Source organism: Streptomyces sp. NPDC127106 (genome assembly GCF_042677605.1).
Classification (GTDB): domain Bacteria; phylum Actinomycetota; class Actinomycetes; order Streptomycetales; family Streptomycetaceae; genus Streptomyces.
This window is the reverse complement of the sequence record NZ_JBHXTC010000025.1, coordinates 1-13,082: the sequence shown is the minus strand read 5'-3', so window position 1 is coordinate 13,082 and position 13,082 is coordinate 1. Positions and strand designations below refer to the sequence as shown.

Below are 13,082 nucleotides of genomic sequence, written 5' to 3'. Positions count from 1 at the left end.
CCTAATCTATCGCGCCCGCTCCCTGCCTTACCCCGCGCCGGGCGCCCCGCGCCCCCCGCCCCGGCCCCACCCCCCGCCGCCCCCGGCCCGCGGGGGCCCCCGCCGCCGCTAAGGGCTGACGGAGCCGGCGGCGGCGAGGCGGTCGTAGGCGGCGAGCACGGTGCGGGTCTGGTGCTCGACCTGGTCGGCGACCGGGACCCAGCGGGCGTGGAACCGGGCCGCGAACTCCGCGCACCAACCGGCGACGAGCCGGTCCAGGTCGGGCGCGGCCGGATGGCCCTGGACGTGCAGCACCCGCAACAGCATCGCGGCGGCACGCAGGGACAGCCGCCGCCCGAAGGCGTCGATGCTGCCGATACGGGCGGTCGAGGCCTCGGCGGGGGCTCCGGCGCCCGTCCACTCGGCGGTGATCCCGGGGATCAGGCCGAGCGTCCAGTCGACCGCGCGCAGCAGGGAGGCGGCGCCCGGGTCCGTGTCCGGCACCACGTCGGCCGCCCGGTCCCGTACCGCGGAGACCAGCGAGGCGTCCGCGGCGAGCCGGTGCGCCAGGTAGCGCAGCGCGCCGCGCGGGTCGGGGTGCGGGGCCGGGTCGTCGACCAGGTCGGAGGCCCACATCGGGACTTCCACGATGGCGGTGGTGCCGGCGTAGCGGTGGGTGCGGTACCAGGTGCTGAGCCGGGTGTCCTCCGGGTGGAACGCCCCGGCGGTGTCGTGACCCCGCGGGGGCATCACGAAGATCCCGGGCCCGGGGGACGGCCAGCCGACCGCGTCCGAGGCCCCGGTCTCCACGGGGATGCGCAGCTCGGCCGCCGACTTGGCGAACGGCTCGGCGAGGCCGGGTATGTCCCGCGTGAGTTGGACCCAGGAGCCGCCGAGGTCGGTGCCGTGCAGGGAGACCTGGAGCACCGGCCGCAGCTCGTCGATGAGGGCGGTCAGCGCCAGCGTTTCGGGCGGCAGCCGGTCCGGGGGCAGTAAAGACGGGGCCCACTCGGGCTGTTCGGGGCCGGGCGGCCGGAAGAAGTTCCGGTGGTAGTCGAGCAGGGAGTCCGGGTGCGGGGTGCGGTGCAGGGCGGCGCCGTCGGGATCGGCGCACAGGAGGAAGTGCCAGCCCCCGCCGGTACGCGCGGCGGGGTCGCCGGCGAGGCGGCGGGCCAGGGCGAGGGCGGTGGCGCCGCCGACGGGCTCGTTGGCGTGCGCGCCGGCGACGACGAGCACGCAGCGGTCCTGTAGCCCGCCCGTGCCGGCGGCAGCTTCGGCCGGGGGAGATCCGGCCGAGGGGGCTCCGGCCGAGGGGGCTCCGGCCGAGGGGGCTCCGGCCGAGGTGGTCCCGCCCCAGGGGGCTCCGGTCGAGGTGGTCCCGCCCGAGGCAGCTCCGGCCGGGGCAGCTTCGTCCGCGGCGGTCCCGTCTGCGGCGGCCCGGTCCGCGGCGGCGCCGTCCGCGGCCACGGACAGGAGCCAGAGGGGTTCCCCGCCCCGGGAGCGGCCGGCCTGGCGCAGCCGGACCCGGCGGGGGTGTTCGTCCGCCAGTGCCCGGGCGGCCAGCGCGAGTTCGCGCGGTGTGGGGTAGCGCATGTCACGGAGGTGGGTCACGTCTGATGCAATGCCCGCCGCGCACGCCCCCTACTGCTCCGCGCGCCCCACACTTCCCGAGATGCCCTGGCCAATGCCTCGTCCCCCGGGCGACTGCTGCTGGTGCAGCCCGCGGCCGGCCAGGGTCAGGAACACCTCGCCCACCGCCTCCGACAGCGTCGGGTGGGCGTGGACGTGGCGGGCCACGTCGGACGGTTCCGCGTCCCAGCCCACGATCAGCTGGCTCTCCGCGATCATCTCCGACACGTGCGGTCCCACCAGGTGCACGCCCAGCACCCGCCCGCCCCGCTCCGCGACCACCTTCACCACCCCGCCCCGCCCGTGCACCATCCCCTTGGCGACGGCCGTCAGCGGCATCGAGCCCACCACCACGTCGTACGCCAGGTCGCGGGCCTGCGCCTCCGTCAGCCCCACGGCGGCCGTCTGCGGCGCCGAGTACGTCACCCTCGGCACCGCCGCGTAGTCCACCGGTGCGCTCGGCACCCCCGCCAGGGTCTCCGCCACCAGCAGCCCCTCCGCGAACGAGGCGTGGGCCAGCCCGGGCGAGGGCGGCGGTAGCAGGTCCCCGACCACGTGGATCCCCGGCACTGCGGTCTCCAGCCGGGACCAGTCGGCGGGCGCCACGAACCCCCGCCCGTCCGCGGCCAGTCCCGCGGCCGCCAGGTCCAGCCCGTCGGTCACCGGCACCCGGCCCACGGCGATCAGCAGCCGCTCCGCCGACACCTCCTCGACGTCCCCGCGGGGACCGCGTAAGGCGGCCCGCACGCCCCCGCCCGCGGGCCGTTCGACCCCCTCCAGCCGCGCCCCGGTCCGTACGTCGATGCCGCGCCCCCGCAGCCCCCGCGCCAGATGTCGGGACACGTCCGCGTCCTCCAGCGGAACGAGCCGTTCCGCAGCCTCCACCAGCGTCACCTCCGCCCCCATCGAGCGGTGGAACGAGGCGTACTCCACGCCGATCGCCCCACCGCCCAGCACCAGCACCGAGCCGGGCAGGCCCGGCGCGAACAGCGCGTCGTCGCTGGTGACGACCGTGTGCCCGTCGGGCTCCAGCCCCGGCAGGACGCGCGGCCGCGACCCGGTGGCCAGGACGACGCCCCGCCCGGCCGTGAAATCCCGCCCGTCCGACGTCCGTACGGAGCGCGGGCCGGTCAGCCGGGCCGAGCCGGGCACCAGGCGCACCCCGGCCTGCCGCAGGTGCCCCTCCACCCCGCGGTGGTTGCGGGCGACGATGTCGTCCCGGGTGGTGGTCAGGACCCGCCAGTCCACCCCCTCCACGGTCGCCCGGACCCCCCAGCGCTCGCGCGCCTCGGCCACCCCGTCGACGAGCTCGGCCGCGTGCAGCATGGCCTTGCTCGGTATGCACCCGCGGTGCAGGCAGGTTCCCCCGACCTTGTCGCGCTCCACGAGGACGACATCCAGGCCCAGGGCCGCGGCGCGTAGGGCGGTGGAGTACCCGCCGGTGCCGCCCCCGATCACGATCGCATCTGCGGTGTTCATGTCCTCAACCCTGCCGCCGGGCCCCGCCTGCGGTCCAAGGCAATGATCTTCTCGGTCCCATGCAGGATGCTTATGCTTCGTGTTCATGAGCCTGCGTCAGATGGAGTACTTCCTCACCGTCGTGGAGGAGTCCTCGTTCACCCGGGCCGCCGACGCCCTGCACGTCACCCAGCCCGCCCTCTCCCACCAGATCAAGGCCTTGGAGCGGTCGGTCGGCGGCGCCCTGCTGGAGCGCATGCCGCGCGGGGTCCGCCTCACCCCCATGGGCCGCGCCTTCCTGCCGCACGCCCAGCTCGCCGTCCGCAGCGCCCGCCAGGCCCGGCGCGCCGCCCGCGCCGCGGCCGGAGCCGCCGGCGGCGAACTCCACATCGCCACCGTCCACTCCGTCGCCGTCGGCTTGCTCCCGGCCGTCGCCGCCCGCTGGCGCAGCCGCCACCCCGGCGTCCAGCTCGTGCTGCGCGAGTACGCGTCCACGGCAGCCCTGGAGGAACAGCTGGACCGCGGCGTCGCCGACCTCGCCGTGGGGCCCGAGCCCAAGGAGTGGACCGGTCCCGTCCTCCCGGCCGGCCGGGAGGAGCTGGTGCTCGTCGTCCCCATCGACGACCCGCTGGCCGGCCGCGGATCCGTACGCCTGGCCGAACTCGCCGACCGCGACTGGATCCGCTGCGCCATGGAACCGGTCGTGCACGGCGAGCCGTTCCTCGACTGGGCGTGCGGCAAGGTCGGCTTCACCCCGCGCACCGCGCTGCGCACCGAGCACACCTCCACCGCCGTCCGCATGGCCGCCGCCGGCACCGGGGTGGCCATGGCCCCCGCCCACACGGCCCGGGGCGCCCTCGGCGAGGACTGCGCGCTGCTCTCCTTCGACCCGCCGTGGCACCGGCCCCTCGCCGTCTTCTCCCGCGTGCCGCTCACGGGCGCGGCGGAGGCCTTCGCCGGGCTACTCGCCGTCCCGCCCAGGGCCGGTGCTCCCTCCGCTCCCGCCACCCCCGTCCCGTAGCAGGACCGCCACCGGCCGCGCCGCCAGCAGCTCCGCCAGCCGCACCCCGCCCTCGTACGACGCCGCCCCCGGCCCGTGGGGCAGCGGCGGCAGTACGGGCCTCCACCGCCCCGGCGGCAGGGGCAGGACCGTGTCCCGCCACCCCCCGGCCCGGGCCAGCCGGAGCGAGAGCCGGGTCGCCACCGCCACCAGGCCTCCCGGGCGGGCGAAGGCCAGGCAGTGCTCCGCCGCCGGCCCGCGGGCAGCCAGCCCCGCGTACCCGGTGAACACCCCTGGCCGGTCCCGCCGCAGCCGCAGCAGGGCGGCCGTGAGCCGGAGCTTCTCCTCCGCCACCCCCTCCGGCGCGGCCCCCGTGTCGAGCCGGGCCAGCGCCTCGCGGGGGAACCGGGCAGGGCGCCGGTTGTCCGGGTCCACCAGCGCCCGGTACTCCGTCTCGGCGCCCTGGTAGACCTCCGGGATCCCGGGCATCGCCAGGTGCAGCAGCGCCGCTCCGAGGAGGTTGGCGCGGGCCGCCTCCGCGAGGGCCTGCGGGAGCTCCGCCCCCTGCGCCCCCTGTGCCCCGGCGGGGACGTACCCGGCGACCGAGGCCTCGTACGCCGGGTCCTGCTCGGTCCAGCTGGTCCGCAGGGCGGCCTCGCGCGCCGCCTTGAGCAGCGCCTGCGCGAGCCGTTCCGCGCCGTCCGGGACCCCGCCGAGGCCGAGTGCCGACTGCCGGGCCACCCAGGCCAGCTGCGGGTCGCCCGCGGCGCCGTCCGCCCCGGGAGCCCCGTCCGCCCCGGTCGCGTCGTCCATCAGCTCAGGCGCCTGCGACAGGGCCGCGATCCGGGCCCGGACGTCCGCGCTGCGCTTGGTGTCGTGCGTGGACAGCACCGTCCCCGAGCCCGGCCAGTCCCGCTCCAGCGCGGCGCAGTACGCGTGGAAGCCGTCCGGGTCCACCGCCGGCCGCCCCGGATCCCCGCCGACCTCCGTGGCCGACAGCAGCGGGGCGTACCGGTAGAAGGCCCGGTCCTCCAGCGCCTTGGCGCGCAGCGCCGCCGAGGTCTGCGCGAAGCGCGCCGCGAACGCCGGATTCTCCCGCACGAGGTCCCGTACGTCGGCCACCGCCCCCGACCCTGCCCGTCGGGAGGCCTCCGCCAGCGCCCCCGGATCCAGCTCCTCGCCGTCGGGGTACGGCCGGTAGACGGGGTAGGCGATCAGCAGCTCGCGCACGGCCGGCGCCGCATCCGGCCCGGCCGCCCGCTCCAGCGCCCCCAGTTCGGCGGCCAGGTCGCCGGTCAGGACCTCCCGCGCACACGCCCGGGCCGTCTCCTCCCAGCCGGGCAGGCCCGTGCACGCCCGGTAGCGGCGGTCCAGCTCGGCCGCGCCGGCCGGGTCGGTGAACACCCCGTCCACCCGCCGCAGCGCGTCGTACCCGGTGGTCCCCGCCACCGGCCAGCCGGCCGGCAGCCGCTCCTGCCCGGCCAGGATCTTCTCCACCACCACCCAGCAGCCGTCCCCCACCGCCGAGCGCAGCCGCCGCAGGTACGCCCCGGGGTCCGCGAGCCCGTCCACGTGGTCGATCCGCAGCCCGGCGGCCACCCCGTCGCGCACCAGCTCCAGCAGCTTCGCGTGCGTCGCTTCGAACACCTCCGGGTCCTCCACCCGGAGGCCGATGAGCTGCGAGATCGTGAAGAAGCGGCGGTAGTTGAGCCCGGTGCGGGCCTCCCGCCAGCAGGCCGGCCGGTACCACTGGACGGCCAGCAGCTCCGGCACCGGCAGCCCCTCGGTCCCGGCGCGCAGCGGGAACTCCCACGCGTCACCGACCCGCAGCAGCCCCCCGTCGACCGTGCACGCGGCCGGGTCGAGCGGCTCGCCGAGCACCGGCAGCAGCAGCTGCCCGCCGCCCGCGTCCCAGTCGATGTCGAACCAGCGTGCGTACGGGGTCCACGGCCCCTCCCGCAGGACCTCCCACAGGGGCCGGTTCAGCCGCAGCGGCGAGGGCACCGCCATGTGGTTCGGCACGATGTCCAGCACCAGGCCCAGCCCGTGCTCCCCGGCCGCGGCGGCCAGCCCGCGCAGCCCGCGCTCCCCGCCGAGCTCCTCCCGCACCCGGGAGTGGTCGGTGACGTCGTACCCGTGGGCCGAACCGGGAACCGCCTCCAGGACGGGGGACAGGTGCAGATGGGAGACCCCGAGCGAGGCGAGGTACGGCACGGTCTTCTCGGCGGCGGCGAACGGGAACTCCGGGCACAGCTGGAGGCGGTACGTCGAAGAAGGTGACGAAGACGACGAAGGTGTCGCCCCGGTGTCAGCCGTCGGAATGCCAGATGCTGATGTGAGGTGAGTATGACGCCGGCTCATAAGAACGTACGTACCCGCCTCACCGGATTCCGTGCCATGACCCCATGCATTCGGGTGACTGCACCCGGTTAGCGTTGCCAGGGTGGTTGGAACCATCGCTACCTATCGAAGAGTCATCGCCCTCACCGGGCCCCTCCTCCCGCTCGTCTCCTTTCTCGCCCGGCTGCCCGTCGCGATGACGCAGTTCGGGAGCGTGCTGCTGGTCGCCGAGACCAGCGGCTCCCTCGCCACCGCCGGCGTGGTCGGCGCGGCCCTCTCCGCCGGCCAGGTCCTGTGCGGGCCCCTCCTGGGCCGGCTCGCCGACCGGCACGGGCAGCGGCCCGTCGTCCTGACCGCCGCCGCGGTCAACGCCGTCGCCACCGCCGCCCTGGTCGCCGGAGCCCTCGGCGGCCTGGCCACCGCCCCGCTCGCCGTGGTCGGCGCCGTCACCGGTGCTTCCGTCCCCCTGGTCGGACCCCTCGCCCGGACCCGCTCCGTGGCGCTCGCCCACCGCTCCGGGGCCGGCGAGGGAGTGGTCGGCGCCGTCCACTCCCTCGAGGGCACCCTGGACGAGGTCTCGTTCGTCCTCGGCCCGGCCCTCGTCGGGCTCGCCGCGCTCGCGGCCCACCCCGCGCTCGCGCTCGGCCTCGCCGCCGCCCTCGCCGCCGTCTTCGGGACCGCCTTCGCGCTGCACCCGACGGCGACCGCGACGAGGACGGCGACCGCGGCCGCTGCCGGGGCGCCCGCCGTGCGGCGGCCCGGCGGGCAGGTGCGGCATCCGGGTGTCGTGCACGCCGTCCGCGGATCGCTCCTGCTCCAGGGCGCCATGTTCGGCGCCTGCCAGGCCGGCATCGCCGCCCTCACCGCCCGCCTGGGCGTCCCCGGCCAGGCCGGCATCGTCTACGCCGCCATGGGCGTCGCCAGCGCCGCCGTCGGCCTCGCGCTCGGCGCGCTGCCCGCCCGGTTCGGGCTGATGCTGCGCTGGCGCGCCGCCACCGGGGCCGCCCTCCTGCTGTCCGCGCCGCTGCTGTTCACCCACACCCTGGCCCCGCTGTACGCGGTCGTCATCGTGCTCGGCGCCGCCTACGCCCCCCACCTGATCACCGCGTTCGCGCTCACCGAGCGGGCCGTCGAGCCCGCCCGGCTCGCCGAGGCCACCGCCTACGCCGCCAGTGCGCTCGTGGCCGGGCAGGCGCTGGCCCTGGCCGTCTCGGGCCGGCTCGCCGAGGCGTACGGGCCCGCCGGCGCCTTCGGGGTCGCCGTGGGTGCGGCCGCGGCGGCCCTGCTGCTCGCCCTGGGCACGAGGGTCCCGGCCGCCCGCGCGCACTCCGCCGGCCGGGCCTCCGTCCCGGCGCAGCAGGCCACGTCACCGCGGACCGCAGCACAGCAGGCCACGTCACAGCAGGCCACGTCACCGCGGACCGCAGCACAGCAGACCGCGGCACCGCAGGCCGTGTCCCCCCGGGACGCCTCGCCCCAGGCCGTCTGAGCGCGGCGGCCCCGGCCCGCCCTCACTCCGGCCGCTGGAGCACGACCAGCGAGCGGCCCGTCAGCGTCACCCGGTCCCCGGCCGCGTACTGCGGCCCGGTGCCGGGTGGCGGCACCTCCGGCCGCGCCGTGTCCACGACCAGCCGCCACTGTGCCCCGTGCCCGGCCGGGACCGTGAACTCCTGGGACTCCGCACCGGCGTTGAACATCAGCAGGAACGAGTCGTCGGTGATCCGTTCCCCCCGCGCCCCCGGCTCGGAGATGGCCTCCCCGTTCAGGAACACCGTCAGCGCCCGCGCGTGCTGGGCCTGCCAGTCGCGGGCCCGCATCGGCTCCCCGTACGGGGTGAACCACGCGATGTCCGAGAGCTCGTCGTGGGTGCCCTCGACCGGCCGCCCGTGGAAGAAGCGCCGCCGCCGGAAGACCGGGTGGTCCCGGCGCAGCCACACCATCCTGCGCGTGAACTCCAGCAGCGAGGGCGCCGGTTTGCCCGGCTCCGGCCATTCCAGCCACGACAGCTCGTTGTCCTGGCAGTACGCGTTGTTGTTGCCGTTCTGGCTGCGGGCGAACTCGTCGCCGTGGCTGAGCATCGGCACCCCCTGCGCCAGCATCAGCGTGGCGGTGAAATTGCGCATCTGCCGCTCGCGCAGCTGGAGGACCTCCGGGTCCTCGGTCGGGCCCTCCACCCCGCAGTTCCAGGACCGGTTGTGGGGTTCGCCGTCCCGATTGCCCTCCCGGTTCGCCTCGTTGTGCTTCTCGTCGTACGAGACGAGGTCGTGCAGCGTGAAACCGTCGTGGCAGGTGTGGAAGTTGATGGAGGCGATGGGGCGCCGGCCGTCGTCCTGGTAGAGGTCCGAGGAGCCGGTCAGCCGGCTCGCGAAATCGGCGAGGGTCCTCGGCTGTCCGCGCCACAAGTCCCGTACGGTGTCGCGGTACTTGCCGTTCCACTCGGTCCACAGCGGCGGGAAGTTCCCCACCTGGTAGCCGCCCTCGCCCAGGTCCCAGGGCTCCGCGATCAGCTTCACCTGGCTGACGACCGGGTCCTGCTGGACCAGGTCGAAGAACGACGACAGCCGGTCCACCTCGTGGAACTGCCGGGCCAGGGTGGCGGCCAGGTCGAAGCGGAACCCGTCCACGTGCATCTCGGTGACCCAGTAGCGCAGCGAGTCCATGATGAGCTGGAGGACGTGCGGGGAGCGCATGAGCAGCGAGTTCCCGGTCCCGGTGGTGTCCGTGTAGTGCCGGGGGTCATCCGCCAGCCGGTAGTAGGAGGCGTTGTCGAGGCCCCGGAAGGACAGTGTCGGGCCCAGGTGGTTGCCCTCGGCCGTGTGGTTGTAGACCACGTCCAGGATCACCTCGATGCCGGCCTCGTGCAGGGCCCGGACCGCCGACTTGAACTCCAGCACCTGCTGGCCGCGGTCGCCCGAGGCGTAGCCGTTGTGCGGGGCGAAGTAGCCGATCGTGTTGTAGCCCCAGTAGTTGGTCAGCCCGTCGTCGACCAGCCGGTGGTCGTGGACGTACTGGTGCACCGGCATCAGTTCCAGCGCGGTCACCCCGAGCTTCGTCAGGTGCCCGATGACCGCCGGGTGCGCGAGGGCCCCGTACGTGCCGCGCAGCTCCTCCGGGAGCTCCGGATGGCGCATGGTCAGCCCTTTGACGTGGGCCTCGTACAGCACCGTCCGGTGGTACTCGTGGCGCGGCGGGCGGTCGTTGGCCCAGTCGAAGTACGGGTTCACGACGACCGAACTCATGGTGCGCGGGGCTGAGTCGAGGTCGTTGCGGGAGTCGGGCCGGCCGAAGTGGTAGCCGTACACCTCCTCGCCCCAGTCGATGCTCCCGGCGATCGCCCGTGCGTACGGGTCGAGGAGGAGTTTGGCCGGATTGCAGCGCTGGCCGCGCTCGGGCTCGTACGGGCCGTGGGCGCGGAACCCGTAGCGCTGGCCCGGCATGACGCCCGGCAGGTAGGCGTGCCGGACGAAGGCGTCGGTCTCGCGCAGTTCGACGGCCGTCTCCGAGCCGTCCTCGTGGAGCAGGCACAGCTCGATGCGCCGGGCGGCCTCGGAGTAGACCGCGAAATTGGTGCCCGCACCGTCGTAGGTGGCGCCGAGCGGATACGCGTGTCCCGGCCAGACCTGCATGGACAACGACTCTTCTCCCGTCTTCGCCTCGGCGTCGGGCGGATGGTTCGCGGTCGGCGGGACGCCGATCCGTGCCATGGGCAGGATCTTCCCCGAAAGAGGGGCCGTACGCGGGGACTTGGGGTACTCCTGCCGGGTGACCCGGTGTGCCGATATGCGGGTCAGCGGACTGTGTGCGCATCCGATAATGGGTCAACAGATCACCTGTGTACGGTCCATCGGGTCGCATCGGGCTGCACCGGGCGCCGACCTCGGAGTACCCTTCCGTGATCACTGGAGACGGGCGTCCAGAACGCAGAAGGCGGTGCACGGGTGAGCTCGGGAGGTCTGGAGCTTCCCCCTGGTGACGGCGGTCACGAGGGTGGCTCGGCGGACGCCCCAGGAGGCGCACCCGGGGGTGCGTCCGGCGGGGTTCCGGAAGGGGCCGGGGGCGGCGGGGCAGGGGGAACCGGCGGATCCGGCGGGACCGGCGGGGTGCCGGTGCCGGGCGGCGCGGTCTCCCTCGCGACACCGGAGGCCGGCGCGGTACGGGCCGGCGCCGAGCTGGACTGGGGCGCGGACGCGTGGACCGAGGTCCGCACCCGGGCCCAGCGCGCGGGCCGGGCGTACATCTGGCTGAATCTGATCGAACAGCGGTTGCGCTCGGTGGTCGGCGCGGTCCTGCGGCCGATCTACGAACCCGTGCACGGCGAGGACGACTGGGTCGTCGCCGCCGCCGGGCCCGCCGGCCAGGAGTGGGTGCAGCGGGCCGTCGCGGTGCGCGAGGTCAGCCGCCGCAAGGGCTACCTGCTCGACCCCGCCGACGACAACGTCCTCAGCTTCCTGACCCTGCCCCAGCTGCGGGAGCTGATGGTCCAGCACTGGCCGTGCTTCGAGCCGTACTTCGACGACCGCCGCGAGATCGAACTCGCCCTGGACGAGCTGGAGGTCACCCGCAACGTCGTCTCCCGCAACCGGGCGCTGTCCCGGGCCGTGCTGGAACAGGCCGAGCGCGCCTCGGCCCGGCTCCTGGAGGTGCTCGGCGGGGGTGCCGGCTCGCCGTCGGCGGACCGGCTGCCGATCGACGCGGTCGAGGACCTGGTCGGCGACCGGTACGCGGACGTGGTCTCCGTCCACCCCGACCGGGTCCGGCTCCAGCGGCAGCTCCCGGCCGAGGACCTGTTCGGCGGGGCGCGGCGGCTCGACGCCATCGGGATAGGGCTCAACCTGCTCGTCCAGAACTACTCCGGCCGAAGACTCGTCCGGCTCACCGAGGCCGGCTGCCGGGTCCGGCTGCTGTTCCTGAACCCGGCCAGCAGCGCCGTCAAGCGGCGCGAACGGGAGCTCGGGCTGCGCAAGGGCGAGCTGAGCCGGTCGGTGGAGATGAACATCCTCCACGTACGGCGGGTCCGGGCCGGGCTGCGGGACCCCTCGCGGTTCGAGATCCACGTCTTCGACGAGACCCCGCGCTTCACCGCCTACCTGGTGGAGGGGGAGAACTCCGGCATCGCGGTGGTGCAGTCGTACCTGCGGCGGGCGCGGGGCATGGAGGCCCCGGTGCTCGTCCTGCGGGGCGGCGGGGCGAAGGCCGCTGTCTCGCCGCGTGATGTGGAACACGGACTTTTCCCCACGTACCGGGAGGAATTCGAGTCCATCTGGCAGGACTCCCGCCCGGTGTCGTGACTGTCAGTGGCCCGTGGCAGGCTGAAAGTCGTTGGTCGGGGGTTGGTGTTCGCCGGCCGACGGTTGATGGCTGACGGCTGACGAACGGGTCCGGGCCGGGGACTGACGGCCCCGGACGATACGGGGGAGGGGCGCGTGATGGGGAACGGGCACGCAGGAGCGGGGGTCACGCGATGACTTGGATCAGCGGGCCCTTGGTGGCCTTCGACCTCGAGACCACGGGTACGGACGTCGAGACCGACCGCATCGTCACCGCGGCGGTCGTCCGGCTGGAGCCGGACGGCGCCGTCTCGGCGGAGCGGACCTGGCTGCTCGACCCCGGGGTGGCGATACCCGAGCAGGCCTCGGCCATCCACGGCATCTCGACGGGTCATGCCCGCGAGCACGGGGTTCCGGCTCCGTCCGGGGTCGAGGAGATCACGCAGGCCGTCTCCGCGGTCCTGCGCGCGGGCACGCCCCTGGTCGTGATGAACGCGCGCTACGACCTGTCCTTGCTGGACCGCGAGTGCCGGCGGTACGGGCTGCGGTCGATCGGGGAGCGACTGGGCATCGAGCCCTCGCCCGTCATCGACCCGCTGGTGATAGACAAGCACGTCGACCGGTACCGGAAGGGCAAGCGGGCCCTCCATGCGCTGTGCGCGCACTACGGCGTGTCGCTGGAGGACGCGCACGACGCGCGGGCGGACGCGGTGGCCGCCGCCCGTGTGGTGCGGCGGATGGGCGAGAAGCACCGGCCCGTCGGGACGATGTCCCTCACCGACCTGCACGACCTCCAGGTGCGTGCGGCGGCCGCCCAGTCGGCCTCGCTCCAGGCGTACCTGCGCCGGACCACGGATCCCGCGGCCGTCGTCGAGTCGTCCTGGCCGGTCATCCCGCGCAGCCGGTGACCCGGAACGGCCCGTGCCCGACCCGGGCCGGGCGGGTCCGTCGTCAGGCGGCGCCGTACTCGATGTGCAGGTCTTGGTCGCGGGGGCCGCAGTGCAGGCGTTGGCGGTAGCGGCTGTCCGGGAAGGCGGCCGCCCGGGCGGGGCCGTTGCGGGCGAGGTCGGCGAAGAGGCCGGCGGTCCTGCGGAAGGTGCGGGCGCTGCCGGTCAGGAACAGGGTGTCGCGGTGCACGTGCTGGCGGAACACCTCCCGGTACGCCCAGTCGTGGCGGTCCATCCGCTCCGCGCGGTCGGCCTCCGTATCCGGGAGGTCCAGCGTGCGCGGGCGTCCCGGGCCGAGGCGACCGCGGAGTTCCTTCCAGCGCGAACACCGTGAACGGGTCAGGGCCCAGGCGGGCCTGGTGGCGGATGACCGGATGATGCCGGCGCAAGCCCCGTCCTTCAGGGCGGGGTAAGCCGGAACGGCCCGCAGAGCGAAGCTACAGCGGGCGGCGCTGCTGCTCG

General features: G+C 75.1%; 8 protein-coding genes and 1 pseudogene. 4 read left to right on the top strand and 5 right to left on the bottom strand.

The window, feature by feature from the left end; all coding sequences use genetic code 11:
• Positions 1–108: 108 nt before the first annotated feature.
• Positions 109–1,590, bottom strand: a complete 1,482-nt coding sequence (locus tag ACFVGY_RS21170) for a M14 family zinc carboxypeptidase (RefSeq protein ID WP_385679588.1) — start codon at positions 1,588–1,590, stop codon at positions 109–111.
• Between the two features lie 30 nt (positions 1,591–1,620).
• On the bottom strand, positions 1,621–3,087 hold the full coding sequence (gene lpdA, locus ACFVGY_RS21165; protein ID WP_385679586.1) for a dihydrolipoyl dehydrogenase: 1,467 nt from the start codon (positions 3,085–3,087) through the stop codon (positions 1,621–1,623).
• Positions 3,088–3,172: 85 nt separating this feature from the next.
• Here lpdA and ACFVGY_RS21160 point away from each other — a divergent pair, with 85 nt between their 5' ends.
• Positions 3,173–4,087, top strand: coding sequence for a LysR family transcriptional regulator (locus ACFVGY_RS21160; RefSeq protein WP_385679584.1), 915 nt, complete (start codon positions 3,173–3,175; stop codon positions 4,085–4,087).
• Here the strand turns inward: ACFVGY_RS21160 and treY are convergent.
• Complete coding sequence (gene treY / locus ACFVGY_RS21155) at positions 4,028–6,427, bottom strand: malto-oligosyltrehalose synthase (RefSeq protein WP_385679582.1); 2,400 nt, start codon at positions 6,425–6,427, stop codon at positions 4,028–4,030. The genes ACFVGY_RS21160 and treY overlap by 60 nt on opposite strands.
• Before the next feature lie 82 nt (positions 6,428–6,509).
• On the opposite strand from treY, the gene ACFVGY_RS21150 reads away from it, so the two are divergent.
• The gene (locus ACFVGY_RS21150) at positions 6,510–7,895 is read left to right on the top strand and encodes an MFS transporter (protein WP_385679580.1); all 1,386 of its coding nucleotides are present in this window, start codon (positions 6,510–6,512) and stop codon (positions 7,893–7,895) included.
• Between the two features lie 22 nt (positions 7,896–7,917).
• On the opposite strand, the gene glgX is transcribed toward ACFVGY_RS21150, so the two are convergent.
• On the bottom strand, positions 7,918–10,032 hold the full coding sequence (gene glgX, locus ACFVGY_RS21145; protein WP_385679711.1) for a glycogen debranching protein GlgX: 2,115 nt from the start codon (positions 10,030–10,032) through the stop codon (positions 7,918–7,920).
• Between the two features lie 312 nt (positions 10,033–10,344).
• On the opposite strand from glgX, the gene ACFVGY_RS21140 reads away from it, so the two are divergent.
• Together ACFVGY_RS21140 and ACFVGY_RS21135 are read left to right on the top strand one after the other, a co-directional pair.
• Positions 10,345–11,694 carry an SAV2148 family HEPN domain-containing protein gene (locus ACFVGY_RS21140; protein ID WP_385679578.1) on the top strand — a complete coding sequence of 450 codons (1,350 nt, stop codon included), beginning with the start codon at positions 10,345–10,347 and terminating at the stop codon, positions 11,692–11,694.
• A 173-nt stretch (positions 11,695–11,867) separates the two neighbouring features.
• Positions 11,868–12,581: an exonuclease domain-containing protein gene (locus tag ACFVGY_RS21135; RefSeq protein ID WP_385679576.1), complete on the top strand. Its 714-nt coding sequence runs from the start codon at positions 11,868–11,870 to the stop codon at positions 12,579–12,581.
• Between the two features lie 43 nt (positions 12,582–12,624).
• Here ACFVGY_RS21135 and ACFVGY_RS21130 read toward each other — a convergent pair.
• Positions 12,625–13,082: pseudogene (locus ACFVGY_RS21130) on the bottom strand (hypothetical protein); the annotation flags it as partial.